The sequence below is a fragment of the Halarchaeum sp. CBA1220 genome, from assembly GCF_003721175.2.
Lineage (GTDB): Archaea > Halobacteriota > Halobacteria > Halobacteriales > Halobacteriaceae > Halarchaeum > Halarchaeum grantii.
In genome coordinates, this window is the sequence record NZ_CP054708.1 from 226,769 (window position 1) to 252,923 (window position 26,155).

28 protein-coding genes are annotated in these 26,155 nt (G+C 73.0%); 9 read left to right on the forward strand and 19 right to left on the reverse strand.

The window, feature by feature from the left end; genetic code table 11:
• Positions 1-50 precede the first annotated feature (50 nt).
• From EFA46_RS11610 to EFA46_RS11630, 5 genes are all read right to left on the reverse strand, one after another.
• A complete protein-coding gene (locus EFA46_RS11610; protein WP_123077620.1) occupies positions 51-677 on the reverse strand; it encodes a ferredoxin--NADP reductase in 627 nt (208 codons plus the stop codon).
• A 61-nt stretch (positions 678-738) separates the two neighbouring features.
• A complete protein-coding gene (locus tag EFA46_RS11615; protein ID WP_123077622.1) occupies positions 739-1,812 on the reverse strand; it encodes a Gfo/Idh/MocA family protein in 1,074 nt (357 codons plus the stop codon).
• 51 nt (positions 1,813-1,863) lie between these two features.
• Positions 1,864-3,396 carry a lipopolysaccharide biosynthesis protein gene (locus tag EFA46_RS11620; protein ID WP_123077624.1) on the reverse strand — a complete coding sequence of 511 codons (1,533 nt, stop codon included), beginning with the start codon at positions 3,394-3,396 and terminating at the stop codon, positions 1,864-1,866.
• Entirely contained in the window at positions 3,393-5,234 is a 1,842-nt protein-coding gene (locus tag EFA46_RS11625) for a glycosyltransferase family 2 protein (protein WP_123077626.1), read from the reverse strand. Before EFA46_RS11625 ends, EFA46_RS11620 begins: the two co-directional genes overlap by 4 nt.
• Positions 5,231-6,271: a DUF1616 domain-containing protein gene (locus EFA46_RS11630; RefSeq protein WP_123077628.1), complete on the reverse strand. Its 1,041-nt coding sequence runs from the start codon at positions 6,269-6,271 to the stop codon at positions 5,231-5,233. Before EFA46_RS11630 ends, EFA46_RS11625 begins: the two co-directional genes overlap by 4 nt.
• Positions 6,272-6,356: 85 nt before the next feature.
• On the opposite strand from EFA46_RS11630, the gene EFA46_RS11635 reads away from it, so the two are divergent.
• Positions 6,357-7,043, forward strand: coding sequence for a hypothetical protein (locus EFA46_RS11635; RefSeq protein ID WP_123077630.1), 687 nt, complete (start codon positions 6,357-6,359; stop codon positions 7,041-7,043).
• On the opposite strand, the gene EFA46_RS11640 is transcribed toward EFA46_RS11635, so the two are convergent.
• Together EFA46_RS11640 and EFA46_RS11645 are read right to left on the reverse strand one after the other, a co-directional pair.
• The gene (locus EFA46_RS11640; protein ID WP_123077632.1) at positions 7,034-7,324 is read right to left on the reverse strand and encodes a hypothetical protein; all 291 of its coding nucleotides are present in this window, start codon (positions 7,322-7,324) and stop codon (positions 7,034-7,036) included. The two genes, EFA46_RS11635 and EFA46_RS11640, sit on opposite strands and share 10 nt — an antisense overlap.
• Before the next feature lie 34 nt (positions 7,325-7,358).
• Positions 7,359-7,949, reverse strand: a complete 591-nt coding sequence (locus EFA46_RS11645) for an AsnC family transcriptional regulator (RefSeq protein WP_123077634.1) — start codon at positions 7,947-7,949, stop codon at positions 7,359-7,361.
• 171 nt (positions 7,950-8,120) lie between these two features.
• On the opposite strand from EFA46_RS11645, the gene EFA46_RS11650 reads away from it, so the two are divergent.
• The gene (locus tag EFA46_RS11650; protein ID WP_123077636.1) at positions 8,121-8,558 is read left to right on the forward strand and encodes a universal stress protein; all 438 of its coding nucleotides are present in this window, start codon (positions 8,121-8,123) and stop codon (positions 8,556-8,558) included.
• Positions 8,559-8,561: 3 nt separating this feature from the next.
• Here the strand turns inward: EFA46_RS11650 and EFA46_RS11655 are convergent, their stop codons facing one another.
• The gene (locus tag EFA46_RS11655) at positions 8,562-9,794 is read right to left on the reverse strand and encodes a PQQ-binding-like beta-propeller repeat protein (RefSeq protein ID WP_123077638.1); all 1,233 of its coding nucleotides are present in this window, start codon (positions 9,792-9,794) and stop codon (positions 8,562-8,564) included.
• A gap of 20 nt (positions 9,795-9,814) precedes the next feature.
• Complete coding sequence (gene nikR / locus EFA46_RS11660; RefSeq protein ID WP_123077640.1) at positions 9,815-10,249, reverse strand: nickel-responsive transcriptional regulator NikR; 435 nt, start codon at positions 10,247-10,249, stop codon at positions 9,815-9,817.
• A 91-nt stretch (positions 10,250-10,340) separates the two neighbouring features.
• Here nikR and EFA46_RS11665 point away from each other — a divergent pair, with 91 nt between their 5' ends.
• Genes EFA46_RS11665 through EFA46_RS11680 form a run of 4 tightly spaced genes read left to right on the forward strand, consistent with a single transcriptional unit; the run spans position 10,341 to position 12,908 of the window.
• A complete protein-coding gene (locus EFA46_RS11665; protein WP_123077642.1) occupies positions 10,341-11,003 on the forward strand; it encodes an energy-coupling factor ABC transporter permease in 663 nt (220 codons plus the stop codon).
• Positions 11,000-11,317, forward strand: a complete 318-nt coding sequence (locus EFA46_RS11670) for a PDGLE domain-containing protein (protein WP_123077644.1) — start codon at positions 11,000-11,002, stop codon at positions 11,315-11,317. The genes EFA46_RS11665 and EFA46_RS11670 overlap by 4 nt, the downstream gene beginning before the upstream one ends.
• Complete coding sequence (cbiQ, locus tag EFA46_RS11675) at positions 11,314-12,126, forward strand: cobalt ECF transporter T component CbiQ (RefSeq protein WP_123077646.1); 813 nt, start codon at positions 11,314-11,316, stop codon at positions 12,124-12,126. Before EFA46_RS11670 ends, cbiQ begins: the two co-directional genes overlap by 4 nt.
• Positions 12,114-12,908 carry an energy-coupling factor ABC transporter ATP-binding protein gene (locus tag EFA46_RS11680; RefSeq protein ID WP_123077648.1) on the forward strand — a complete coding sequence of 265 codons (795 nt, stop codon included), beginning with the start codon at positions 12,114-12,116 and terminating at the stop codon, positions 12,906-12,908. Before cbiQ ends, EFA46_RS11680 begins: the two co-directional genes overlap by 13 nt.
• Here EFA46_RS11680 and EFA46_RS11685 read toward each other — a convergent pair whose 3' ends face one another.
• Together EFA46_RS11685 and EFA46_RS11690 are read right to left on the reverse strand one after the other, a co-directional pair.
• Positions 12,909-13,274, reverse strand: a complete 366-nt coding sequence (locus EFA46_RS11685; protein WP_123077650.1) for a group 1 truncated hemoglobin — start codon at positions 13,272-13,274, stop codon at positions 12,909-12,911.
• Between the two features lie 57 nt (positions 13,275-13,331).
• Positions 13,332-14,135 (reverse strand): ZIP family metal transporter, encoded by an 804-nt coding sequence (locus EFA46_RS11690; protein ID WP_123077652.1) that lies wholly within the window; start codon positions 14,133-14,135, stop codon positions 13,332-13,334.
• A 249-nt stretch (positions 14,136-14,384) separates the two neighbouring features.
• On the opposite strand from EFA46_RS11690, the gene EFA46_RS11695 reads away from it, so the two are divergent.
• Both EFA46_RS11695 and EFA46_RS11700 read left to right on the forward strand, forming a co-directional pair.
• On the forward strand, positions 14,385-16,985 hold the full coding sequence (locus tag EFA46_RS11695; RefSeq protein ID WP_123078412.1) for a heavy metal translocating P-type ATPase: 2,601 nt from the start codon (positions 14,385-14,387) through the stop codon (positions 16,983-16,985).
• Positions 16,986-17,223: 238 nt separating this feature from the next.
• Positions 17,224-18,423, forward strand: a complete 1,200-nt coding sequence (locus tag EFA46_RS11700; protein WP_123077654.1) for an MFS transporter — start codon at positions 17,224-17,226, stop codon at positions 18,421-18,423.
• 150 nt (positions 18,424-18,573) lie between these two features.
• On the opposite strand, the gene EFA46_RS11705 is transcribed toward EFA46_RS11700, so the two are convergent.
• From EFA46_RS11705 to EFA46_RS16255, 7 genes are all read right to left on the reverse strand, one after another.
• Complete coding sequence (locus tag EFA46_RS11705; protein ID WP_123077656.1) at positions 18,574-19,407, reverse strand: MOSC domain-containing protein; 834 nt, start codon at positions 19,405-19,407, stop codon at positions 18,574-18,576.
• Positions 19,404-19,907 carry an acyl-CoA thioesterase gene (locus tag EFA46_RS11710; RefSeq protein ID WP_123077658.1) on the reverse strand — a complete coding sequence of 168 codons (504 nt, stop codon included), beginning with the start codon at positions 19,905-19,907 and terminating at the stop codon, positions 19,404-19,406. The genes EFA46_RS11705 and EFA46_RS11710 overlap by 4 nt, the downstream gene beginning before the upstream one ends.
• 72 nt (positions 19,908-19,979) lie before the next feature.
• A complete protein-coding gene (locus EFA46_RS11715) occupies positions 19,980-20,564 on the reverse strand; it encodes a response regulator (RefSeq protein WP_123077660.1) in 585 nt (194 codons plus the stop codon).
• 178 nt (positions 20,565-20,742) lie between these two features.
• A complete protein-coding gene (locus EFA46_RS11720) occupies positions 20,743-22,029 on the reverse strand; it encodes a hypothetical protein (protein ID WP_123077664.1) in 1,287 nt (428 codons plus the stop codon).
• Positions 22,026-22,631, reverse strand: a complete 606-nt coding sequence (locus EFA46_RS11725) for a hypothetical protein (RefSeq protein ID WP_123077666.1) — start codon at positions 22,629-22,631, stop codon at positions 22,026-22,028. The genes EFA46_RS11720 and EFA46_RS11725 overlap by 4 nt, the downstream gene beginning before the upstream one ends.
• 42 nt (positions 22,632-22,673) lie before the next feature.
• Positions 22,674-24,221 carry a Na+/H+ antiporter NhaC family protein gene (locus tag EFA46_RS11730; RefSeq protein ID WP_123077668.1) on the reverse strand — a complete coding sequence of 516 codons (1,548 nt, stop codon included), beginning with the start codon at positions 24,219-24,221 and terminating at the stop codon, positions 22,674-22,676.
• A gap of 159 nt (positions 24,222-24,380) precedes the next feature.
• Positions 24,381-24,509 (reverse strand): hypothetical protein, encoded by a 129-nt coding sequence (locus tag EFA46_RS16255; protein WP_255494121.1) that lies wholly within the window; start codon positions 24,507-24,509, stop codon positions 24,381-24,383.
• Positions 24,510-24,680: 171 nt separating this feature from the next.
• On the opposite strand from EFA46_RS16255, the gene EFA46_RS11735 reads away from it, so the two are divergent.
• Positions 24,681-25,634, forward strand: coding sequence for a transcription initiation factor IIB family protein (locus tag EFA46_RS11735; RefSeq protein WP_123077670.1), 954 nt, complete (start codon positions 24,681-24,683; stop codon positions 25,632-25,634).
• 47 nt (positions 25,635-25,681) lie between these two features.
• Here the strand turns inward: EFA46_RS11735 and EFA46_RS11740 are convergent, their stop codons facing one another.
• Positions 25,682-26,077 carry a response regulator gene (locus EFA46_RS11740; protein ID WP_123077672.1) on the reverse strand — a complete coding sequence of 132 codons (396 nt, stop codon included), beginning with the start codon at positions 26,075-26,077 and terminating at the stop codon, positions 25,682-25,684.
• Positions 26,078-26,155: the final 78 nt, after the last annotated feature.

Below are 26,155 nucleotides of genomic sequence, written 5' to 3' on the forward strand. Positions count from 1 at the left end.
GGATTTCGGATTTTAGGCGTCCCGAAAAGGGGATGGGGTCGTGGCGGCGCTCAGGCCGGCCCGAAGCTCTCGATGGCGGCCTCGCTCGGGTCGCGGCCGTCGGCGTCGAGGACGGCCTTCGCCTCCTCGACGAACTCGTCGAAGCCGAAGACGTAGACGTTCGCCGTCTCCCCGGTGAGGTGCTCGCCGTCGAGGCGCTCGACGACGGCGACGGTCGCGCCGGCCGCGCGGACGGCGTCGAGGCGCACCTCGTGGGGCGGGTTCTCGCCGCGATAGACGACGGTGGCGTCGTTGCCCGCCTCGATGGCGCGCTCGGCGATGCCGACGGCGGGCCCGATACCGGGTCCGGCGGCGTAGACGACGACGTCGCCCTCGCCGCGGTACTGGACGTGCCCGAGCGGGCCCTCGACGTCGACGGTGTCGCCGACCTCGCGCTCGGCGAGCCACGTCCCCAGCGACTCGTCAGCGGACTCGCCCTCGGGGTACCCTACGGTTATCTCGAAGGTGCCCTCGACGTCGGGCGAGGAGATGGTGTAGTAGCCGGCGTCCCCGTCGGCGTCCTTGCGGACGAGGACGAACTGGCCGGGCGCGGCGTCGAACGCGTCGGGCGTCGAGAGCGCGAGCGCGACGGTCTGCTCGCCCACGGACTCGACGGCCTCGACGGTGACTTCGGTCATGCGCTCGCGTACGGGCGAGCGAGTGATAAGGCGTGCGTCCGGCGACGGCTCGGCCCCTTCCTCAGTCGAGGCGGACGGCGCCGCCCTCCTCGCTGGAGCGGTAGATGGCGTCGATGACGCGCTGGACCTGCAGGCCCTGCTCGGGCGTGTTGATGCCGGGGTCCTCGCCGGCGGCGACGGCGTCGAGGAAGAGCTCGTCCTCGGCGGCGTGCCCGCTCGGCTCGATCTCGCCGTCGAGCGTGGTGTCGACGTACTGGTCGGTGCCCTCGGTGGTGCAGGAGAGGAGCGTGAGGTCCTCCTCGCCGAGCTCGAACTGCGCGCCGGCGTCGGTGCCCCAGACGTGGAACTCGTGGGTGGGTTCGCGGTTCGCCGCCCACGAGACCTCGAGCGAGATGGTGGTGTCGTCCGCGCAGCGGATGAAGGCGCTGACGGAGTCGTCGACGTCGAAGCCGCCCTCGCTCGTGTCCCAGTTGCCCGCCCAGCCGTCCGGGTCGGCGTACTCGTCGCGCGTGCCGAACTCGGCGCGCGTCACGCCCGACACCTCGACGACCTCCGGGTAGTCCGCGAGGTAGAGCGCGAGGTCGATGGCGTGGACGCCGAGGTCGATGAGCGCGCCGCCGCCGGAGAGCTCGCGGTTCGTGAACCACGAGCCGAGGCCGGGGATGCCGCGCCGACGGAGGTAGTTCGCCTCGACGTGGTCGATGTCGCCGAACTCGCCGGCGTCGCGGCGCGTCGTGAAGACGTCCGCCGGGGTCGTGAAGCGGTTGTGGAAGCCGACCATGAAGAACGCGTCGCTCGCCTCGGCGGCCTCGACGATGCGTTCCGCCGAGTCGAGGGTGTGCGCGAGCGGCTTCTCGCAGAGCACCGCGATGTCGCGCTCGAGCGCGTCGACGGCGGCCGGTTCGTGGAACTTGTTCGGCGTCGTGATGATGACGGCGTCGGGGTCCTCGGTGTCGTACATCCGCTCGTGGTTCGCGTAGCCCGCCGCGTCGAACTGGTCGGTGAACGCGTTGCGCACGTCCTCGACGACGTCCGCGCCGGCGACGACGTGATGGCCGTGCTCGCGGGCGTTGTGTGCGTGCGTCCGTCCCATGCCGCCGCAGCCGACGATTCCGACTCGCACTGTCTCACTCATTTCCGTTCGAGGGAGGTGTGGGGATTACTAACGCGTTTCGGAGTTGCTTTCTCACGCGAGGCTGGCGGCGACGCCCCGGGCCTTCGCGCGCAGACGCGTCGAGGCGAGGACGAGCGCGAGGTAGACGGCGCCGCCGAGCGCGACGAGCGCGGCGAGGCCGACGAGCGTACCGGCGTCGACGAACGTGCGCGCGAGGGCGATGACGCCGCCCATGCCGAGCGCGGCGCCGACGCACCAGCCGAGGCCGCGGGCGTCGACGGCGAGCGGGGTGAGCCGCGAGAGCGCGACGGCGAGGACGACGCCGTGGAGGCAGACGGCGGCGGCGGTGGCGCTCGCGGCGCCGAGGAGGCCGTAGCGCGGGACGAGCACGACGTTGAGCGCGACGTTCAGCGTCGCGGAGCCGACGGTGGCGTACGCGCCGGCCTGCGGGCGGTCGAACGCCCGAACGCCCGCGTCGAGGACGACGTTCACGGCGGTGACGAGTTTCTCGCCGGCGAGCACGACGAACGCGGCGGCGGCGACGGTGAACGCGGGCCCGAAGAGGACGCCGAGGAACTCCCGGCTCAGGAGCGCGATGCCGACGAACGCGGGGATGACGAGGACGAGCGAGGCGGTGACGGCGTCGGCGAGCGTCGCGCCGACCCGGTCGAGTTCGTCGCGCGCGTGCCACGCGCTCAGCTGCGCGAAGACGGTGTTCGAGACGACGTTCGCGACGAGGAGGAGCATCGCGGTGACGCGCCACGCGAGCTCGTAGGCGGCGACGAACGCGGGCGTGAGGAAGTAGCCGACGACGAGGAGGTCCATGCTGTTGTAGACGTAGCCCCCGAGGGCGCTGACGCCGTTGTACTTCGCGTAGCGGACGAGCGAGCGGAACTGCGCGCGGCCGGGGCGCGCGAGTCCCGTGGAGACGCGGAGCGCGCCGACGGCGAGGAGGACGGTGTAGCTCGCGATGAACGCGTAGACGAGCGCGCGGACGCCGTAGTCGAACTGGACGAGCGCGACCGCGACGAGGACGTAGACGGCGAGGCGCGCGAACGAGAGGAGTGCGGTCTCCTCGACGCGCAGCTCGGCGCGGAGGACGTGCAGGGTGAGGACGCCGGACTCGTAGGCGAGGACGCCCGCGACGAGCGGGAGGGTGAGCGGCGCGCCGATGTAGGCGTCCACGTACGGGTGGAGCGGGTAGGCGAGGAGGACGAACGGCGCGAGGAGCGCGAGCTTGAGGCAGACGGCGGCGGTGAGCGTCGCGTCGCCGGCTTCGCCCTCGCTGATGCGTTTCTCGACGGCGTCCCGGAGGCCGAAGTCGGTGACGGTCGTGACGGTGTTGAGGACGGCGTCGAAGAGGAAGAAGACGCCGAGCGCGCTCGCGCCGAGCGCCCACGCGAAGTAGACGGTGCTCGCGAAGCCGACGAGGACGTTCAGCGCCTCGACGACGGTGAGGAGGAGGCCGGCGCGCGCGAGGTCGACCTGCCGGGGCTGCGTGGGCGCGACGGCGGCGAACGGCGACTCGTCGGGGAGCGCGACGCGCGCCTCCGCGCCCGCCCCCTCCGCCTCGTCCTGCGGGTCGCCGTCGTCTCGCCCGGTCATTCCGGCGGCCGGAAGTACGGGTGGGTGTTGATGGTGCGGATGAGCACGGCGGTGAACAGCAGGAGGACGCCGGCGACGGTGAAGCCAGCCGTCGCGATGGTGAAGCCGACGGAGACCAGCCCCGTCGCGAGGAAGCGCTGGAGGGCGCCGACGCCGAGGAGCGAGCCGAGGAGGACGCTCATCGCGCCCGGGAGGCCGACGAGCACCATCGGGTGCGTGTGCTCGACGACGCCGACGATGTTCCGCACGAGGCCGATGCCGTGTTCGAGCGCGCCCTCCGTGCTCGTCCCCTCGAGGTCGTAGCGGATGGTCGTCGGGACCTCCGCGAACGTGAAGCCCTCGCGGTCGAGCGCGTAGAGGATGTCCGTGCTCGCCCACATCCCGCTCCCGACGTCGCGCGCCTCGGCGAGGACGCGGATGGCTTCGAGCGTGTAGGCGCGATAGCCGCTCTGCGTGTCGTGTATCCAGTCCTGCGGGAGGAAGCGACCCATGCTGAGGTTCGTGAGGAGGTTGACGACGCCGAGGCCGACGGCGCGGACGACGGGGAGGCGGGTCTCGCTCCCGGCCATGTAGCGGTTGCCGATGACGACGTCCGCGCGCTCCTCGCGCTGGGCGGCGACGAGCTCCGGGACGTCCGAGGGGTCGTGTTGGCCGTCCGCGTCCAGCGTCACCGTGTAGTCCGCGCCGCGCGCGGCGGCCTCGCGGAAGATCGTCTTCAGCGCGCCGCCGTACCCCTTGTTGCGGGCGTGCTCGACGACTTCGGCACCCGCGTCGCGCGCGACTTCGGCCGTCCGGTCGCCGCCGCCGTCCTCGACGACGAGCACCATGTCCGCGTACCGGCGGGCCTCGCGGACGACGTCGCCGATGGTGGCTTCGGCGCGGTAGGCGGGGATGGCGACGAGGACGTGCGGGTGGTCGACGCGCTGTGGTTCGCTCTCGGGGACGGCCTCGACCTCCCAGCCGTCGTTCGCGAACGCGTCGAGCGTCCGGCCGTAGTCGATGCGCGGGCACGAGCGGGGCTGGAAGACGATGCCGGGGTGGCCGTTCGCGCGCGCCGCCGCGGAGAGCGCGCGCCGGCGTGCCCGCTCGCGCTCGGCGTCGCTCTCGCCGACGGCGGCGTCGGGCGGGCGGACGACGACGGCGCCGAGCTGCTCGGCGAAACGCACGACCTCTGCGTCCGGGTCGCCGGCGTAGGTGACGTACGTCTCGAAGCCGTGCGCGCGAGCGCGGACGACGGTCCGGTAGACGGCGTCCGCGTGCGCGTCGGTGGCGACGACGCCGACGGCGGGCGAGCCGGCCGTCGGGCGGTGGAAGACGCTCGGGCCGGCCGCGCGCTCGTGGGCGGCCCAGCTCCCGACGACGGGCCCGGAGACGGCGTCCGGGTCCGTCACGCCCGCCTGCATCGACGGGTCGACGAGCGTCAGCGGCACCCAGCCGCCGTCCGGGGAGCGCCACCGAATCACGGGGTCGACGCGCCACCCGGCGTCGCGCTCGAGCGCGCCGACGTGGAGGAGCTCGGGCGCGGGGAGCTCGTCGGCGGAGACGGGACCGGCCGCGTCCGCGTCGAGGAGGTAGTGGACGGCGAGCGACTCGCCGGCGCCGAGCGAGACGGTGGACTCCAGTCGGCCGCCCGCGAGTCGCCCCCACGCCGGCTCCGGGGCGTCGCCCTCGGTCGTCGCGACGTAGCGCCCGCTGGGGATGCGGTCGGCGAACCGGACGACGACGGGCGCGTCCGCGCTCGACCGGAGCTCGATTTTGATGGCCGGACGGACGAAGCCGTCGCTGACGACGGTCTTCTCGACGACTACCCCGTCGCCGCTCGCGCTCGCTGCCGTCACGCCTCGCTCACCTTCGTCGGGGCGCGTGCCCGGTCACGACGGTCGCTCACGCCTCTCCCTTCGTCGACTCGCACCCACGCGTGGAGTTCGTCGTCGGCGGTCGCGGCCGTCGGGTCGCTCGGCACCGCGCCGTGGTAGACGAGGAAGACGAGGCGCGCGCGCTCGGCGGGCGCGTCCGGGCGCACCGTCACGGACGCCAGCGCTTCCCCGCCGGCGGGGACGGCGACGTCCACCCTATCGAGCTCCGTCCGCGACACCGGGGTGGGGAGCGCGTCGTCCGACCGCGTCGCGTTCGCGTCGTAACGTTCGAGGACGGCGAGGACCGTCGCGTTCGTCGCGTCGGTGGCCCCGACGGCGACGGTGTAGTTCGCGGGCGCGCCGACGGTGAGGTTGTGCGGGTAGTCGGCCGCGACGGCCGTTCCGTTCTCGGCGTGCAGGAGCGCGGCGTGCGTCGAGTCGGCCGCCCCGCCGGCGCCGGCGTCGTGCGCGTAGACGCCGCCAGCCGCGCCGAGGACGGCGACGACGGCGACGACGGTCAGCGCGGCGTCGAGGCGACTGCCGTGCGACCACGCGGCGAGGCGCGCGCGGGCGTCGCCGAGCGCGGGCCGATAGCGGAGCGCCGCGTGTGTGCGCCGGCGGCGGTACCACGCGACGCCGCAGAGCGCGAGCGTCAGCGCGCCCACGCCCGGGAGGACGGTGCGCGCGCGGAACGCGCCGAGCGCGGCGGCACCGAGGCCGACGGCGCCGACGACGGCGACGCTCCCGCCGATGGCGAGCGCGAGGCGACCGAGCGCGGAGAGGCGCGGGTCGTCGGGTCCCTCGTGCTCGCCGTCGCCGGCCAGCGCAGACGCGTGCGGGTAGCAGGCGGCGACGAGGGCGTAGCCGGGGCCGACGAGGAGGACCGGGAGGGCGACGACCGCTCGTAGCGGCGTCTCGCGGACGACGGGGAGGACGGCGACGGCGAGCGCGAGGAGCACGGCGCACGCGACCCCGAGGAGGTCGGCGGCCTCGCGCGGTCTGCCGTCGACTCCGAACATACTGCCCCCTCGCGTGCGGCGGACAAAAGTGCGGTGGTCCGCCGGGACGCCACCTCTAAGGCGGTGTGGGCTGTCGATTCGGAGCGTGAACCCCGTACGCGCCCGCCACCGCGCCCTCCCGGGCACGCTCTGCGTCCTCGTCGGCGTCCTCCTCGGGACGCTCGGTGCCTCGCTCCCCGCCTTCGTCCCGTGGAGCCCGCCCGTCTGGGGGACGCTCCTCCTCGCGCTCGGCGGCGTCGCCGCCGTCGCGGGCGTCCTCGACGTCTTCCTCTCGCCCGGCACCGCCGTCCCGCACGCCGTCGCGGCCGCCCTCCACGACGCGCGCGCGGCGGACGTCGGGGCACGCGTCGATACCGATGCCGTTCGCCGCGTCTACCGCCCCGACGGCACGCTCGCGCTCGTCGCGTCCGACACCGCTCTCGACGGCGTACCGGGGGACGACGCCGCCGTGACGCTCGAACCCGTCGGCGCGGCGCTCCTCGAGCGCGTCTCCGGCATCGACGGCGCGGACGACCGTGCGGCGCTCGTCGCCCGCCTCGCGGACGCGGCGACCGGGCGCTTCGAACTCGCGGACGCCGTGACGCCGCTCGCGGTCACCGAGGCGCACGTTCGCGTCGCCGTCGCCGACTCTCTCGTCGGCGACCCGGCGGCCGTCGACCACCCGGTCGCGTCGCTCTTCGGCGTCGCGCTCGCCGCCGACGCGGACGCGCCCGTCGCCGTCGAGCTCTCGCAGGAGGACGACACGACAGTGCTGACCGTCCGTCAGGTGTAGATGAGGGCGTCGCTGAGGGCGCGCAGCACCGCGTAGCTGTGCCGGGCCGCGAGGCCGAGGAAGACGACGACGCCGAGGAGGAGCACCCACCGGAGGCGCGCGCGCCACGCGGGGCGGACGTGGACGGGCGCGTCGACCACCACGGCGACGAGCAGCGAGAGGAGTGCGGCGACGACGGCGGTGTCGGGCGTCAGCACGCCCGCGACGGCGAAGACGGGGAGCGCGACGAGCGTCAGCGCGGCGTGGCGGCGGACGACGCGGCGCTGTCGCGGGGTCGGCATTGTCGGGTGAACGCCCGCGCGCGACTTAACGCTTTCAGGCGTCCTCGGCGAGCTCCTCGTACGCCTCGCGGAAGCGCGACTCGCAGGTCGGACAGCAGAACTGGTAGAGCTCGCCGCCGAGGCGGGCGGCCGTCCCCTCGCTGGTGACGGTGTTGCCGCACTCCGCACAGGAGATGGCGAAGTCGGCGTCGGCGACGCTGTTCGTCCACTCGCTCTCCGCGAGGACGCGGACGGTGTAGTCGTCGACGACGCTCGTGTCGACGGCGTCCGCGAGCCACGACTCGACGTCCGCGTCCGGGCGGCCGACGTGCGCGACGACGTGCGCGTCGGCGCTTCGGTAGGCGTGTTGGGTGCCGTCGGCGTCGAGGAGCGCGTCGTAGACGGCGCTCGCGTGCCCGGGTTCGACGGCCACGTCGACGAGGAGTCGGACGCGCTCGGTGAGCTTCGAGCGGTCGACGTTCACGGTGAACTGCTCGATGACGCCGACCTCGCGGAGGCGCGAGACGCGCTCGGAGACGGCGGGCCCTGAGAGGCCGACGACGTCGCCGATTTCGCTGTAGGGCCGCCTGGCGTCCGCGAGGAGGAGGCGGAGTATCTCGAGGTCGGTCTCGTCGAGGTCGCGCATGGGTCGGCTACGGCGCGCGAACGAATGGCGGTTTCGACACCGGGTCTCGGGGCCGAGAGCGACCCCGCCGGGCGACGCGCGGGAGGCGACGCGCGGGGTCGCGGGCCGAACCTACTTGGCGCGGGCGGGCGAACCGCCGTCCGTGAAACCGACACGCGGCGGTGATGTGGCGTGACGTACGAGAACGTCCTCGTGACGACGGACGGGAGCGGCGGCGTACAGGACTCGGTGACGCAGGCGCTCGAGATCGCCGAGCGCGCGAACGCGACCGTCCACGCGCTCTACGTCGTCGACGACAGCGTGCGCCGGCGGGTCGCGGCGGCCGCGTGGCCGAGCGACGACATCCGCGTCGAGGCCGAGAACGCCGTCGCGTCCATCGGCGGGGCGGCGAGTCGGGCCGGCCTCGACGCCGAGACCGAGATCCGCGAGGGCACCCCCGCCGACGAGATCCTCGCGTACGTCGACGAGCACGACGTCGACCTCGTCGTCATGGGGACGCACGGGCGGACGGGCCCCGAGCGCGCCGTCCTCGGGAGCACGACGGAGCGCGTCCTCCGTCGCGCGGACGTCCCGGTGCTCGTCGTTCGCGCGACCGAGCATCCGGCCTGACGCTCAGTCTCCGAGCGCGACGACCTGCGCGTCGGTCGTCACCGCCAGCACTTCCTCGTCGCCGTCGCCGTCCACGTCGGCGCTTCGCAGGCCCGCCCAGATAGCGGCGTCGCCGTCCCACGACCACGTCCCGACGGGCGCTCCGGTCGAGGCGTTGAACGCGCTGACGGGGCCGTACGCGGCCGCCGCGACGACTTCCTCGTCGCCGTCGCCGTCGAGGTCCGCGAGCGTCGGCGGCGGCACGTAGCGCCGCTCCTCGTCGAGCGTCCGGTTCCACACTTCGCGCCCGCTCGCGAGGTCGTAGGCGTAGAGGCGGCCGTCGTCGTTCGTCGCGTACGCGAGCGTTCGCGCGCCGGGCGCGGGCGCGCCGACCGCGCCGACGGCGGGCGTCCCCGGATAGTGGCGCTCCCAGAGGCGCGTCCCGTTCGCCGCGACGGCCTCGACGTGCGTGTCGCCCTCGCCGGCGGTCCCGGCGGCGTTCGCGCCGGACGCGACGACGACTTCGGTGTCGCCGAGGCGACCGGTGCGGAGGAAGCGCGTCGGCGTCTCCGTCCGCCAGTCGGTCTCGCCGGTCGTCGGGTCGAGCGCGACGAGGCCGCCCCCGGTCCCGAGGACGAGTTCGCGCGCGCCGCCCTCGCGGGTGACGAGTGCGGGCCCCTGTCCCCGGACGTAGTCGGGGAAGGTGCGGTTCCACGCGAGCGTCCCGTTCGGGTGGTAGGCCCGCACCTGCCCGGCCATCAGCGGGACGACGACGAGCGTCGGGTCCTCGACGACGACGAGCTGGGCGAACGGCACGCCGCTCGGGAAGGAGACGTTCAGCACCTCGGCGCCCGTGCGCGGGTTCGACGCGTAGAGGCGCTGCTCGTGCGTCGCCCACACGACCTCGGGCGCGCCGTCGCCCGTGACGTCGCCGAACGCGGGGTCGCCGACGGGCTGGGTGCCGCAGGCGTCCGTGGGCAGGGACTCGTTCCAGCGGACGCCGCCCGTGCCGTTCAGCACGACGAACGAGCAGGAGCGGTTCGCGCCCACGTCGCCGAAGCCGGTGGCGATGTACGCCTCACCGTCGATGCGCGTCGCTATCGCGGGGTGATGCGTGCCGCCGGGGTTGGCGGGCGTGTCGCTGTGCCAGACGGCGTCGAAGTCGTCGCCGTCGTCGAGGAGGGGGACGCCGGTGCAGCCGGCGAGGAGGACGGTGGCGACGACGGCGGCGGCGAGCGCGAGCGACCGTGTGGTCATACGACCGCTTGCGGGCGCCACTACGAGTGGTGATCGGTCTCCGAGTCGACTTCGACGACGGTGAGCTTCACCTGCTGGACGCCCTTCAGCGGGCGGAGGCGGGCGAGCAGCGCCTCGATGTCCTCGCCGTCGCCGTCCACGGCGATGGACTCGAGACAGAGGTGCGAGCGGAGGTGGACGTGGTGGACGGCGATGATGGTGTCCGCGAACTCGTGCTGGAGGCTCGTCATCTCCGCCGCGACGTCCGCGTCGTCGTGGTCGTAGAGGACGACGACGGTGCCGCTGAGCGCGCCCGCGAGGTCGGTCTGGCGGTTGAACTCGGTGACGAACGCGCGGAGCGCGTCCCGCGTCGCCTCCGAGCGACTGTCGTAGTCGCCGGCGTCGACGACGCCGTCGAGGTCACCGAGGAGGTCCGGCGGGAGGGTGACGCTCATCCGGTCGAGGTCTTCGCTCATGCTCGCCGACTCGCCCCGCGTCGAGTTAACCCCCAGTATTACGATTCGCGACGAAAGTATTATCGGCCTGCCCACCGCTCACACGAGACGAATGCACGTCCCCGACGGCTTCCTCGACCCGTGGGTCGCGGGCCTCTTCTGGCTCGCGTCCGGCGTCGCCATCGGCGTCGCCGTCCGGCGCGCCCGCGACGAACTCGGCGACGAGCGCACCCCGCTCCTCGGTGTGGTCGCCGCCGGCGTCTTCGCCGCACAGATGCTCAACTGGCCGATCCCCGGCGGGACGAGCGCGCACTTCGTCGGCGGCGCGTTCGCTGGCGTCCTCCTCGGGCCCTCGCTCGGCGTGCTCGCCATGACCGCCGTCGTCACCATCCAAGCGCTCGTCTTCGGCGACGGCGGCATCGTCGCGCTCGGCATCAACCTCTTCGCGATGGCCGTCGTGGACGTCCTCGTCGGCTACGCGCTCTTTCGGGGCCTCCGTGGGTTCCACCGCACCGGCGCGGCGTTCGCCGCCGGCTGGGGCGCCATCACGTGCTCCGCGCTCGTCGTCGCCCTCGGCGTCGGCGCCTCCGACGCGTTCGCCTACCAGCTCGGCGTCACCGTCCCCGTGATGGTCGGCGGGCACGCCCTCCTCGGCGTCGTCGAGGGCGCCATCACCGCCGCCGTCTACGGCGCCGTCGCGAACGCCCGCCCCGACCTCGTCCTCGGCGGCGCGCCCGTCGGCGAGGACGCGCTCGCCCGGGAGGTGGAGGCGTGACGCTCTCGCGCTCGCTCTCCCGGCCGTGGGTCCGGCGCGCGCTCGCCGTCGTCTGCCTCCTCGCCGTCCTCGCGCCCGCGTTCGCGTGGGCGTCCGGCGCCGTCGGCTACGCCGAACCGCTCGACAACGCCGCCGACGCGGCGGGCGCCGAGGACGCCGCCGTCAGCCACCACGCCGGCCTCCTCCCCGACTACGGCGTCCCCGGCCTCGGCGCCACCGCCGGCACGCTCGTCTCCGCGTTCGTCGGCGTCGGCCTCACGCTCGCGCTCGCGCTCGTCGTCGGCCGCCTCCTCGAACGCGACTCGGAGCCGTGAGCGGCGCCGTCGGGGGGTCGGTCGAACGCGTCACGGGCGTCCTCCGCGCGTTCTTCACCGCCGAGAGCGTCGCGCGCCGCGACGGCTTCCTCCAGCGTCGCGACCCCCGCGTCTCCCTGCTCGCCATCGCCGCGCTCGCGCTCGCCGTCGTCGTCTCCCGCACCCTCGCCGCGGTCTGCGCGCTCGGCGCGCTCGCCCTCCTGCTCGCGTGGCGCTCGCACGTCCCCTTCGAGCGGTTGCTCGCGCGCTCCGCCGTCGTCCCGCTCGCCTCCGCGCTCGTCGTCCTCCCGCAGGCCGTCCTCACGCCCGGCGACGCGCTCCTCGCCGGGTTCGGCCTCACCGTCACCGACGCCGGGGTCCGCTACGTCGTGCGCTTCACCCTCCGCGTCGGCGTCGGCGTCGCGCTCCTCTCCCTCCTCGTGATGACGACGCCGTTCTCGCGCGTCGTCGCCGCGCTCCGCGAGCTCCGCGTGCCGGTCGCGCTCGTCTGGGTCGTCGCCGTCACCTACCGCTACCTCTTCCTCTTCTTCGACGAACTCCGGCGCCTCGTCCTCGCGCGCAACAGCCGCACGACCCGCGACGCCGGCGTCCGGGAGGGATGGCGCGACGCGCGCAACCTCGCCGGCACCTTCCTCCTGCGGACGCTCGAACGCGGCGAGCGCGTCGGCCGCGGGATGCGCGCGCGCGGCGGCGCGAACGCGCCCTCGCCCTACGGCCGGACGCGCGCGCTCGACGCCGGCGACTACGCGCTCGCGCTCTGCGCGGCGCTCTCGCTCTGCGCCTCGGTGGTGGTCCGATGGGTCGCGTGATCGACGCTCGCGGCCTCGTCCACGAGTACCCGGACGGCACGCGCGCGCTCGACGACGTCTCGCTCGCCGTCGAGGCGGGCGAGTCCGTCGCCGTCGTCGGGCCGAACGGGAGCGGGAAGAGCACGCTCCAGCTCGCGCTCGGCGGCCTCGTCACACCCACTGCGGGCCGCGTCGAGTACTTCGGGGAGACGACGGACGCCGAAGCCGTCCGCGAGCGCCTCGGCGTCCTCCTGCAGGACCCGGACGACTACCTCTTCAACACGACCGTTCGCGAGGACATCGCGTACGGCCCCGCGCAACTCGGCATGCCCGAGGCGCGCGCGGACGAGCGCGTCGCGGCCCTCGCGGACGCGCTCGGCCTCACCGACCTCCTCGACCGGCCGCCCTTTCGCCTCTCCGGCGGGGAGAAACAGCGCGCGGCCGTCGCGAGCGTTCTCGCGTTCGACCCGGACGTCCTCCTGCTCGACGAACCGCTCGGCGCGGTGGACGCCCACTACCGGGCGCGCATCCTCGAGTTGCTCGACGCCCACGACGGCGCGACGGTCGTCTTCACGCCGACGCTCGACGTCGTGCCCGAGCTCGCGGAGCGCGTCGTCCTCGTCGGCACCGACGGCACCATCGCGGCGGACGGCGGCGTCCGCGAGGTGCTCACCGACCGCGCCCTCCTCGACGAGCAGGGTCTCCGGCCGCCGACGGTCGTCCGGCTCTTCGAGGGAGTGGTCGAGCGAGCGGAGATGCCGCTCACCGTCGCCGAGGGCCGACGCTACCTCCGCGAGCAGTAATTAGACCATCACGACGTCGTCGCGGAGCGCCGCGACGTCCTCGATGACGCGCTCGATGTCCTCCTCGGGGACGCCGTTCTCGCGCATCGCCTCGGCGAGGTAGTCGGCGACTCGGTCGAAGGCCTCGTCGGTGATGCCCATGTCCTCGTGGGCCGACTCCATGTCGTCGCCGTCGTACTCCACGGGCCCGCCCGCGACGGCGCTGACGAACTGGACCTGGTGGGCGAAGAGCTCCTGCATGTCGGTGTCCTCGAAGTAGGGTTCGAGGAGGGGGTCGTCGAGGACGCGGTCGTAGAAGTCGTCGACGACGGCTTCGACGGCGTCCTGTCCACCGATTTCCGCGTAGAGAGACTGATCCTCAGCCATCGCCCCGCACTACCGGCTGGAACCACATCCATCTATGGCCGAACCCGTTCGGGTTGCTCAGAGGACGACGACGAGCGGGAGCATCGCGAGGACGCCGAGCGCGGTGCCGACGGCGAGCCACGCGCGGCCGTTCGGGACGGCGCTACCGGCGTCGAGGCCCTCGGGGAGGATGTCGGCGACGACGAGGTAGAGCATCGCGCCGGCGGCGAGGCCGTAGCCGAAGCCGAGGAACCGCTCGGCGAGCACGACGAAGTAGTAGGCGAGGACGGCGCCGACCGGTTGGGGGAGGCTGGTGGCGACGGCCGCCCAGAACATCCGCCAGTTCGAAATCCCTTCCTGGCGGCGGAGCGGGACGCCGATGGCGACGCCCTCGGGGATGTTGTGGATGGCGATGGCGAGCGTCATGACGACGGCGAGCACGGGGAGGTGGAGGCCGAGGAGGTCGATGCCGGGGCCGCCGAGCAGGTCGAGGCCGACGAACGAGACGCCGATGGCGATGCCCTCGGGGAAGGAGTGGACGAAGAGGACGACGAAGACGCCGACGACGACGTCGCGGTCGGCGGCGGCGATGTCCGTCGGCTGGTAGTCGACGCCGTCGATGACGCGGTGGGCGGCGACGACGAGGAGGACGCCCGCGATGACGCCGCCCGCGACGAGGAGGGGGTCGCTGTGGCGCTGATAGGCCTCGAAGAGTAGCCCGAAGAGCGACGCGGACGTCATCAAGCCGCCGGCGACGCCCCAGAGGAGGACGTCGATGCGCCCGCTCACGTCGCGCGCCCAGAACAGCGGCACCGTCCCGACGCCCGTCCCGAGGGCGGTGATGAACCCCGCGACGAACACGATGACGAACTCCTGGAGCATCACGCGACGATACGGACCGGCGACGTATATACCAAACTGTTGATATTTTAGGCGCGCCAAAATAACCTAGGCGCTCCTAAATCACCAAAGCGGCGGTATCTCCGAACCTAAGAAGTAGACTGATACTGATATTTGTCGCTCGCGAGGCGCTCGCGAGCCAACTCCGATTTCGAATCCGAAGTCGAGTCGCGTCTCTCCTTATGCCCGCTAATGCGAAGTGGATTGAACGAGGAGGCCGTAGACACGACCATGACCCGGACCGAGCGCATCGACGTGCAGGGGATGTCCTGTGCGAACTGCTCGGCGACCATCGAGGACGCGCTTTCGGCCCTCGACGGCGTCGAGGCGGCGAGCGCGAACTACGCGACGGACGAAGCGAGCGTCGAGTACGACCCCGACGCGGTGTCGCTCGCGGCGGTCTACGACGCCGTCGCGGACGCGGGCTACACGCCGGTCGACGAGGCGGTCACGGTGACAATCACCGACATGTCGTGCGCGAACTGCTCGCAGACCGTCCACGACGCCCTCCTCGACACCCCCGGCGTCGTCGAGGCCGACGTGAACTTCGCGACCGACGAGGCGCGCGTCCGCTACAACCCCGCCGAAGCCACCCGCGACGACCTCTACGCCGCCATCGAGGGCGCGGGCTACTCGCCCGTCCGCGAGACGGGCGACGAGGCGGACGGCGAGAGCGCCGCGAGCGCCGCGCGGAACGCCGAGGTCCGCAGACAGCGGCGCCTCACGCTCTTCGGTGCCGCGTTCGCCGTCCCGCTCTTCGCGCTGATGCTCGAGGGCCTCCTCGCCCCCGACCTCCTCCCCGAGGCGATTCCCGGCACGGGCCTCCCGATAGAGGTCGTCGGCTTCCTCCTCGCGACGCCCGTCCAGTACCTGCTGGGCAAGGAGTTCTACGCGAACTCCTACACGGCGCTCGTGAAGAACCGCACCGCGAACATGGACGTCCTCATCGCGCTCGGCTCCTCCACCGCCTACCTCTACAGCGTCGCCACCCTCCTGAACCTCATCCCGGGCGGCACCTACTTCGACAGCGCCGTCTTCATCCTCACGTTCATCACGCTCGGCAACTTCCTCGAGGCGCGCTCGAAGAGCCAGGCCGGGAAAGCCATCGAGTCCCTCCTCGAGATGGAGGCCGACACCGCGCGCGTCCTCGAGGACGGCGAGGAACGCGACGTCGAGCTCTCCGAGGTCGAGGTCGGCGACCGCCTCGTCGTCAAGCCCGGCGAGAAGGTCCCGACGGACGGCGTCGTCGTCGAGGGCGAATCGGCGGTCGACGAGTCCATGGTCACCGGCGAATCCGTTCCCGTCGAGAAGGCGCCCGGCGACGACGTCGTGGGCGGCACCGTCAACGAGAACGGCCGCCTCGTCGTCGAAGCCACGAAGGTCGGCCGCGAGACCGCGCTCCAGCAGATCGTCCAGACCGTTCGGGAAGCCCAGTCCCGCCAGCCCGAGGTGCAGAACCTCGCCGACCGCATCTCCGCCTACTTCGTCCCCGCCGTCATCGCGAACGCCCTCCTCTGGGGCCTCCTCTGGTACGCGTTCCCGCAGGCGCTCGCGGGCGTCGTCGACTGGCTCCCGCTCTGGGGGCTCGTCGCGGGCGGTCCCGCCGTCGCCGGCGGCACCGTCAGTGTCCTCGAGTTTGCCGTCGTCGTCTTCGCCTCGGCGGTGCTCGTCGCGTGCCCCTGCGCGCTCGGCCTCGCCACCCCGGCCGCGACGATGGTCGGCACGAGCCTCGGCGCGACCAACGGCGTCCTCTTCAAGGGCGGCGACGTCCTCGAGCGCGTCCGCGACGTCGACACCGTCGTCTTCGACAAGACCGGCACCCTCACCGAGGGCGAGATGACGCTCACCGACGTCGTCGCGCTCGACCGGACGGCCGCCCCAGACGGTGGCGAGCGACCCGACGGCGGTACCGTCGCAGTCACCGAGGGCGGCGACGCCGCCACGCTCTCCAACCCCGAGACCGACCTGCTGTACGCCGCCGCGAGCGCGGAGTCCGGGAGCGAGCACCCGCTCGCCGAGGCCATCGTCGACGGCGCGAAAGAGCGCGGCCTCGACCTCGCGACGCCCGAGGACTTCGAGAACGTCCCCGGGAAGGGCGTGCGCGCGTCCGTCGATGGCCGCGACGTCCTCGTCGGGAATCCCGGCCTACTCGAGGACGCTGGCGTCGCCGTCGACGCCGCCGCCGACGCGCGCGAGCGCCTCGAGTCCGAGGGGAAGACCGCGATGCTCGTCGCCATCGACGGCGACCTCGCGGGCGTGCTCGCCACCGCCGACGAGGTGAAGGAGAGCGCGAAGCGCACCGTCGCCGGCCTCCAAGAGCGCGGTCTCACCGTCAGGATGCTCACCGGCGACAACGAGCGCACCGCGACCGCCGTCGCCGCCGAACTCGGCATCCCGGCTGAGGGCGTCCGCGCGGAGGTCCTCCCCGACGAGAAGGCCGACGCCGTCGAGGCGATTCAGGCGGACGGCGCTCGCGCGATGATGGTCGGTGACGGCGTGAACGACGCGCCCGCGCTCGCCGCCGCGTACGTCGGCGCCGCCATCGGCTCCGGCACCGACGTCGCCATCGAGGCGGCGGACGTCACGCTGATGCGCGACGACCCCGAGGACGTCCTGAAGGCCATCAACGTCTCCGACGCCACCCTCCGGAAGATCAAGCAGAACCTCTTCTGGGCGCTCGGCTACAACACCGTCCTCATCCCGCTCGCGTCGCTCGGCCTCATGATGCCCGCGCTCGCCGCCGCCGCGATGGCATTCTCGAGCGTCAGCGTCCTCTCGAACAGCCTCCTGTTCAGGCGGTACGATCCGGACGAGCCGTACTCGGTGCTGTAGGCTCGCACGGATTCTGCCCAGCGAATCTCCGATTCGCGTTGGTACGATCCGTCCGAAGAGTACCACGTACTCTGAGGACTGTCGTGCCCAGTGAGGCGACGCCTCACGCTGGTACGATCCGGACGAGCCGTACTCGGTGCTGTAGGCGGTTCCGTCGAACGGAAACGTTTACGCGCGGGACGCCGGTAGCGAGCGATATGTCCCGTCTGGAAGAACGACCCGCCGGTCAGTCCCGGCGATGACGCGGCGCGCGTCCGGCCCCGTGGGCGTGACGGCGCTCGTCAGCGCCGACCACTTCGTCTCGCACGTCTTCCTGCTCGCGCTCCCGCCGCTCTTCCCGCTCATCGCGGGGACGTTTCGGGTCTCGGAGACGCGTCTCGCGGTGAGCGTGACGCTCATCTTCGTCGCGCAGTTCCTCTGTCAGGTGCCGGCGGGCGAACTCGTCGACCGCGTCGGCGGGAAGCGCGTCGTCGTCGGCGGCCTCGCGCTGACGAGCGTCAGCATCGGCCTCGCGGGGTTCGCGACGGCGTACTGGCAGGTGCTCGCGTGCGCGTTCGTCTCCGGCGTCGGCCAGTCGCCGTTCCACCCGGCGAACTACGCGCTCCTCGACGCCGCTGGCGACGCCGCGAGCGAAGGCAGGCAGTTCAGCCTCCACTCCTTCGGCGGCTTCGTCGGGTTCGCCGCCGCGCCCGTGCTGACGACGGGCATCGCGGCGCTCGCGGACTGGCGGATCGCCCTCGCCGTGATCGGCGTCGGCGGCCTCGTCTACGCGCTCGTCCTGCTCGTCGCGCTCGCGCCCGTCCACCGCCGCGTCCTCCGCGCGTCCACCGCGGAGTCGGTGGACGACGATTCGGGGTCGCTCCTCGGGAGCGTCGCCCTCCTGAAGCGCCCGCTCGTCGCCGGGATGTTCGCGTTCTTCCTCCTCGTCACGCTCGCGGACACCGGCCTCCAGACGTACACGACGGCGTTCGCGGTGAACGGTCTCGGCTTCTCGACGGTCGTCGGGAACAGCGCGCTCACGGGCTTCCTCGCCGTCACCGCCGTCTTCGTCCTCGTCGGGGGGTGGGTCGCGGACCGCTACGACGCCTTCGCGCTCATCGTCGGCGGCGTCGCGTGGTCCGCGCTCGCGCTCTGGGCGGCGCTCGCGCTCGCCCCCGGGTCGACGGGCTTCGTCGTCGCGTGGGCGGTGGCGGGCGCGGGCTTCGGCGTCTCGCTCCCGGCGCGCGACCGCATCACGAACGCGCTCTCCGGTGCGGCGGACACCGGGAAGAGCTTCGGCCTCGTCTACACCGGTCTCCCCATCGGCGGCGCGCTCGCGCCCGTCCTCCTCGGCGCCGTCATCTCGCGCTTCTCCTACGGCGCCGCGTTCGCCGTCGTCGCCGGCTTCTTCCTCGCGAGCGCGCTCGTCGTCCTCGCGCTCCATCGCGTGCGGCCCTGACGGTCGGGGCGCGAAACGGGCCCTAGTGTTAAGAACGGGTACTGTCCACCTGACGGACGTGTACGTCCCGCCGAACGCGCTCGCGCGGGTGACGTTCGTCCTCCTGCTCGGGGGCTGTGTCGCCGTCGCGCTCGCGCTCGCCCTCCTCGTCTAGCCCTGCGGGTTCCCTTCACTGACCCCGAGCACCTCGACGGGGTCCCCGACGCTGAGCGTCGCGCCGGTCGTCTCCTCCGGAACGGCCGTGTTCACCATGAGCTGGTAGTAGCCGCGCCCGTACCACGACTCGTCCGCCCACGCGGGGAGCGTCGCCTCGCGCTTCTCGACGAACGTCCGCTGGAAATCGGGGTCGCGCTCGCCCGTCCGGGAGTCGCGCGTCGGGACGACGCAGCGCGAGCACGGGTTCGTCCCCTCGAAGACCGCGTCGCCCACGCGAACGCGCACCGTGTGCTCGCGGTCGGCGTAGAGGCGGTCCTCCCAGAAGGCGGGGACGCCGCCGATTTCGAGGTTCGGCCGGAAGCGGCGGCGCACCTCCCCTATCGGGAGGTCGAACCACGACCCGACTTCGCGCAGGGTCGCCGTCGAGATGACGGTCGGCCCGGAAGCGGTCGTGTCGTCCGGGTAGCCCCCGCGCTCGGCGTGCTCGAACGCCACGTCGTAGCCGTAGTGGTCGGCGAGCCACGCGGCGGCCCCCTCGCGGTCGTCGGCGTCCGCGAGTCGGAACGATTCCGCATCTCGCTCGCCGTCCCGGTCGCGGAGGACGAGCGTGTCGCCGTCGTCCGCGTAGGTCGCATCGATACGGTGGACGGCGGCTTCGCGCTTCCCGTTCACGTACTCCCCGTCGGCGTCGACGACGGCGTACGACCGGTCGACGCCGAGGCCGCCGTCCGGCCGAACGGTCGTCCGCGCGCGCTCGAGCGGGTCGAGCGACTTCACCGGATACACGCGGATTCGGGCGACGTGCGGGCTGATGCTCCGGTCGGTCATCCGTCCGCACCCTCCTGTTCGGCGTCGATGCGCTCGACGAGGGCTTCGCGGTGCTCGCGGCGGTCGTCGAGCGCGAGGTCGCGCAGGCCACGCTGGTCGTCGTCCGGGCACGCGACGTCCGGGACCTCGACGGGGGTCTCGTCGTCGTCGAGCGCGACGAACGTGAAGAACGCGGTGGTGACCTCCCACTCCTCGCCGGCCTCGGGGTCCTCCGCGCGGACGGACGCGCGGACGCTGACGCTCGTGCGCCCGGTGTCGAAGACGTAGGACTCGACGGTGACGACGTCGCCGACGTCGATGGGCGCGTGGAAGTCGATGTGGTCGATGCTCGCGGTGACGACCTGCCGGCCGGCGAAGCGCCGGCACGCGACGGAGGCGACGACGTCCATCCACTCGAGGATGCGGCCGCCGAACGCGCGATTGAGGTGGTTCGTGTCGGTCGGCATGAGCACTTCGGTCCGCTCGGTGAACGACCGGGCGAGCGGCACGGTATCGGGCATGCGGGCGGCTACGGCGTCTCGGCAGTTAAAACGCGACGGGTCGCCGCCGACACCACCCTGTCCGCTGTTTCGCTAGTCGCTCGCTTCCGCGCCGAGGTCCCGATAGAGCGCGCGCGCCCGGCGCGGCTCGCCGACGAGCGCCGGCGACGGGGCGACGCGCTCGCGGAGTTCCTCGAGGTCCGCGAGGAGGCGCTGATAGCGCTCGTCCTCGGCGAGGGCGGCGGCATCGTGGGCGGCTTCGAGGGCGGCGCGCTTCGACGCGAGCGCATAGTAGCGCGCGACCGCCGCCTCGTAGCTGTGGCGTTCGAGGAGCGCGGCGACCGCGTCGCCGACGCGCTCGGGGCCGACGGGCTTCACGAGGTAGTCGTCGATGCCGGCGTCGACGATGCCGAGGCCGGGGTCGACGGCGGTGACGGCGACGACGAACGCGCCGTCCGTCGCGTCCTCGAGTGCCGGGAGGGCGTCGAGGCCGTCACCGTCCGGGAGGCGTCGGTCGAGGACGACGACGGACACGGAGGCGTCGGCGGCGTCGAGCGCGTCCGCTATCGTCGCCGCGCCCCGCGCGTCGTAGTCGTCGCCGAGCGCGTGCACGTACAACTCCCGCAGTCCCGGGTCGTCCTCCACGACGAGCACTCCGCGTGCCACCCCACACGTCATAGAGGAGGCGTACGCTGGTCGCGTATAGGTATCTTTCCCCTGCCATATGCGAGACGCGCCCGGAGCGCCGACCGCGCCCGGCCGGTTCGACGGTCCGCCGACGCCGGATGTCGATGGGCGTCCCGGGCGCGTCGCCGGGCACGCGGGGAGCGTGTCCGCGCCGAGCGCGCCGCCGGCCTCACTCGGCGAGCGCGTCCCCGACGCGGCGGACGACGGCGGGCGCGGCGGCCGCGAAGCGGTTCGCGGTGGCGTACTGCGCGTAGAGGTCGCGACCGGGCATCGAGGTGTGTTCGTCACGGGCGTACCGGTCGGCGCTCCGGAGCGAGCTACGGACGTAGGCCGCGAGGCGTCGCGCGAGTCGCGTCGGCGCGGTGTCGAGGAGGGCACGCAGGCCCTCGACGGCGGCGGTGCGCTCCGCGCTGATCGGGTCCACCGACTCGGGGAGCGCGTACCCGCCCTCGGCGACGGCGGCCTCCGCGTCGGCGAGCGCGCGGTCCGCCGCGAGCGCGCGCATCGCCGGGACGACGGCGGCGGCGTACCGGCCCGCGTCCCGGTGTGCGACGGCGCCCCGTGCGCCGGACCACCTGTCGCTCGCGAGGTCCGTGAGGAGTCTCTCGGCAGGGGTGCCCGCGACGTCGCGTTCGAACCCGCTCGTCACCGCTTCCCAGTCCGGGGCGCTCGCGTGCGACTCGACGTCCGCGACGAGCGACCCCGAGACGCGCGCGAAGCGCCGCCCGTACTCCCTCGGGCCGTCGAGCGTCGACGCGTAGCGCTCGCGGAGGCGGCGGGCGTCCGCGGCGTACGCGCGCCCCCACTCGACGGCGGAGGCGCGTTCCGCGACGTGGAGGACGGTGTTCTCGTACTCCCGGCGGCGGTCCGCGTCCCCGATGAGTCGGGCGCCGGTTCGCGCCCATCCCTCGATGCGGGCGTGCTCGGCGAGCGCCCCGGCCGGGTCGTTCGGCGGGCCGTCGTACCGGTAGTCGGCGAGGAACGCTTCGGCCTCGCGGCGGTGGCGCTCGCGGCGCGCGGCGACCGCCGACGCGTCGAGGTCGCCGTCGAACGCCGCGAGGCCGGCGTGAGCGAACATCGCCTCCGAGCGCGGGTACGTGAGGGCGGCGAGCGCGTCGACGCTGGCTTCGGCGTCCTCGGTCAGGGCGTCGCGCGCGGACTCCCGCTCGCGCGCGAGTTCGTCGCGGACGACTTCGTTCGGGACGCGCGAGACGTCGGCGTCGTCGAGGAGCGAGCGGAGGCGCTCGCGGGCCGCGACGACGTCCGCGCGCGCCGGCGCGACGGGTTCGGCGGCCGGTACCGCCGGGAGGTCGCCGGGGAGTTCGGCGAACGCGGACTCGTCGTACTCGACGCCGGACTCGCCCGAGAGCGGGTTCAGGGAGCTACAGCCCGCGAGCGCGCCGGTGAGCGCGGTTCCGGTCGCGGCGAGCAGCGCGCGGCGACTCCGTCGCGTCACGCGGACTCACTCCCGTTCCGGTAGCGCTCGGGGACCCGGCCGCAGTCGCCCCCGGAGCCGACGGAGAGGCCGCTGTACTCCTCGCCGGTGAAGGGGACGCGGACGAACGCGGCCGCGTGGTCGCGCTCGCGGCGCTCGCAGGCGGTGTGGGCGTCGCGGACGACGCGACAGCACTCCACGTTCGGGCTCCCGTCCGCGTCGCGGGCGACGTACTGCACCGCCAGCCGGTAGCACTCGCCGATGCGCGTCTGGTAGGCGAGGACGGACTCGCTCGCGTAGTCGGTCTCCGCGACGAGGCGTCGGACGGCGGCGGCGTTCGAGGCGTCGTCCGCGAGCGCCAGCGCCTCGGCGTCGGACTCGCTCTCGAAGGCGTGGAGGGTGAACGGCTCCGTGGTCGTCGTCGCCCCGCCGGTGTCCTCGCGGGGCGCGACGACGGGCGCGCGCTCGCCGGCCGAGCGCGTAATCACGGCCGTGTAGTCGGTGACGAGCGTGCCGCCGTCGGGCGACGAGCTGTGCGTCTCGGACGCGCTACAGCCCGCGAGCGCGCCGACGGCGGCGGCGCCGGCGCCGCAGAGGAGGGCGCGTCTGGTGGTGGAGGGCATCGCATCCCGACGATGCCCGCGAGGCGACAAGAAAGCTAGTGGTCAGTGCTCGCCCGTCCCCGCGCCGGGTTCGGGCGTCTCGACGCCCTCGTTCGTGCGGATGCACCAGCCCGTGAAGCCCATGACGAGGAGGATGGCGGGGCTGAGGAAGCCGAAGAAGTAGTAGGGGGCGTAGCCGAGGACGTGGAAGCCGAGGCCGCCCGAGGCGGTGAGGTCGAGGCCGATGGGGACGACCCCGAGGACGCCCGCCATGTAGACGCCGCCGGAGTTCCACGGGACGAACGCGCTCGTCGTGGTGCCGGCGGCCTCGACGGCGCGCGAGAGGTTCGCGGAGTCGAGACCGAAGTCGTCGTAGAGGCCGCGATAGGTCATCCCGGGGACGACGATGCTGATGTACTGGTCGGCGGCGAGGACGTTCATGGAGAACGCGGTGACGGCCGTCGTCGCGGTGAGCGAGCCGACCGAACGCGCGCGCTTCGCGATGGCGTGCGCGACGGCGGCGAGGACGCCGGAGCGCGTGAGCATCCCGCCGAGCGCGAGCGCCGCGAGGACGATGGTGACGACCCAGGACGCACCCGTGAGCCCCGAGGAGCCGAGGAGCGAGTTCACGAGGTCGGACGCCGTGTCCGGGGTCGTCCCGCTCTGCGCGATGCTGAACGCGCGCGTGATGGGTTCGGGGTGGAACGCGAGGGGGTCCGTGGTGACGACCGGGCTCCCCTGAAAGACGATGGTCGTGAGGATGCCCGCGAAGACGCCGGTGCCGAGCGACGGGAGCGCCGGAATACCGTAGAGCGCGAGCGCGAACGTGACGACGAGCGGGAGGAGGACGTAGAGGCCGACGTCGTAGCTCCCGGCGAGCGCGCCGCGAATCGACTCGACCTGCCCGGCGGGGATGGCGCCGCCGGCGCGGAGGCCGAGGACGGCGTAGGCGACGACGGCGATGGCGAACGCGATGAGGGTGCCGACGCGCATCGCGTCGACGTGCTCGAAGAGGTCGGTCTCGGTCGCGGCGGCGGCGAGGTTGGTGGTGTCGGAGAGCGGGCTCTGCTTGTCGCCGGCGTACGCACCGGAGAGGATGGCGCCGGCGGTCATCGGTGCGGGAATGCCGAGGCCGTGGCCGATGCCGATGAACGCGACGCCGAGCGTCCCCGCCGTCGTCCACGAGGAGCCGATGGCGAACGCGACGACGGCCGCGAGGACCGCGGCGACCGGGAGGAAGACCTTGGGGGTGAGGAGGCCGAGGCCGTAGTACATGATGGCGGGAATCGTCCCCGCCGCGATCCACGTCGCGATGAGCGCGTAGACGACGAAGAGGATGAGCACCGCCTGCAGCCCCATCACGATGCTGTCCGCCGCGCCGTCGTAGAGGTCGCGCCACGAGAGGTCGAACCACCAGCGCGCGCAGAGCGCGGTGAACGCGATTCCCAGCAGCAGGGGGAACTGCGGGTCGAGTTCGAAGACGAGCTTCCCGACGCCGAGGAAGAACAGCATCCCGACGACGGGGACGAGCGCCTGCCAGATCGCGGGCCGGCGCTCCTCGGGGAGGTCCTCGTAGGAGAGCGGGTCGAAGTCGAGGTCGTCGCTACTCATCGTCGATACCCCTCCGGTCGGGACGCTGACGGGCACGTCATGGCTGTGGCTCTACTCCGCGTTCGTGGACGGGACGGCTTGTGCGTGTCGAAGCGCGGCCGCGTCGCTCGGCGGCGCGAAAACGCGAGCAGTCACCGCGACGCCGTGTCGTGAAACCGCTCAGGAGACGAACGTGAGGCCGTCACCGACGGCGGGGTGGCACTCCGCGCAGACGTAGCCGTCGAACCCGCGCTCGGTGTGTTTCCAGAGCTGTCGTGGCGAGCCACCGCAGCGGTCACACGTGGGCATCGCACCCGCGGGTTTCCCACACGGGAGTATAGTCGTTGCGCTCGCCACAATTCGTCCCCTCGACCCCGAGCGACCCCGACGCCGTCTGCGATTCTCAGAAGTCGGGAATCTGGTTGCGGTACTATGACACACCCGGCCGTTGGTCCACGTACGCGACCGGGGTGACCCATCATGCAGGCAACGACTACGGCCGTCGGCCGAGAACGCGAAACGAGCGACACGACCACCGAGCGTGCGGACGTCTGTCCCGAATGCGGTGCGGGACTCGAACGCGACGCCGCGCGCGGGGAGGTCTCCTGTCGGGAGTGCGGGCTCATCGTCGACGAGGACGTCGTCGACCGCGGCCCCGAGTGGCGCTCGTTCGACGACGGCGACGAGAACCGGTCCCGCGTCGGCGCCCCGACGACGAACCTCATGCACGACAAGGGACTGAGCTCCGTCATCGGCTGGCAGGACAAGGACGCTTACGGCCAGCGCCTCTCCGGCCGCAAGCGCCGCCAGCTCGCGCGCCTGCGCAAGTGGGACGAGCGCTTCCGCGCCCGCGACGACCAGGAGCGCAACCTGAAGCAGGCGCTCGGCGAGGTCGAGCGGATGACGAGCGCGCTCGGCCTCCCGAAGAGCGTCGGCGAGACCGCCGGCGTCGTCTACCGGCGCGCACTCGACGAGGACCTCCTCCGCGGGCGCTCCATCGAGTCCGTCGCGACGGCGAGCGTCTACGCGGCCGCCCGGCAGGCCGGCGTCCCCCGCAGTCTCGACGAGGTGGCGACCGTCTCGCGGGTCGAGCGCCTGCGCGTCCAGCGCGCCTACCGGCAGGTGAGCCGCGAGCTCGGCCTCGAAGTCCCGCCGACGGACCCGCGCGAGTACGTCGAGCGCTACGCGAGCGACCTCGACCTGCCGAGCGAGACGGTCCGCGTCGCCCGCGACCTCCTCGACACCGCCATCGAGGCGAACGTCCACAGCGGGAAGAGCCCGACGACGATGGCGGGCGCGGCCGTCTACGCCGCCGCGCGCCTCACGAACCGCTCCGTCACCCAGGAGGACGTGAGCGAGGTGGCGAACGTCGCGCGCGTCACCATCCGCTCGCGCTACAAGGAGCTCCTCGAAGTGCAGGAACCAGCGGCCTGACGCGCCATCACGACGCTTCTCCCGTTTTCCTCGCCGCCGAGCGTCGGCTACGGCGTCGCCTCCACGCGTGTCTCGAGCGACGCCGAGACGGCTCGCACCACCGCATCGAAGGCGTCGCGGTCGTGCTTGCGGACGTAGGCCGTCGCGCCCGCCGCGTCGGCGCCCTCGCGGACGGCCGCCGACCCACAGCCCGTGAAGAGGACGAAGGGGAGGTCGCCCCCGCGACGCCGCGCGACGCACAGCAGGTCGATTCCGGTCATCGCGGGCATCTCGTGGTCGCTCACGACCGCGTCGGCGCGGCCGAGTGACTCGGCGGCGGCGCGCGGGTCGACCCGCACCTCGACGTCGACGCCCGGGAGCGCCTCGCGGAGGTGGGTCGCGGTGAGGGTCGCGAACGCGCGGTCGTCGTCGACGACGAGCACCGTCCGCTCCGAGTCAGTCATACGCGTCGACAGGAGGGGGACACCCAAAAAGCGTGAGCGTCGTTCAGGCGCGTTCCGTGCGCTGAACGGTCGTGAACG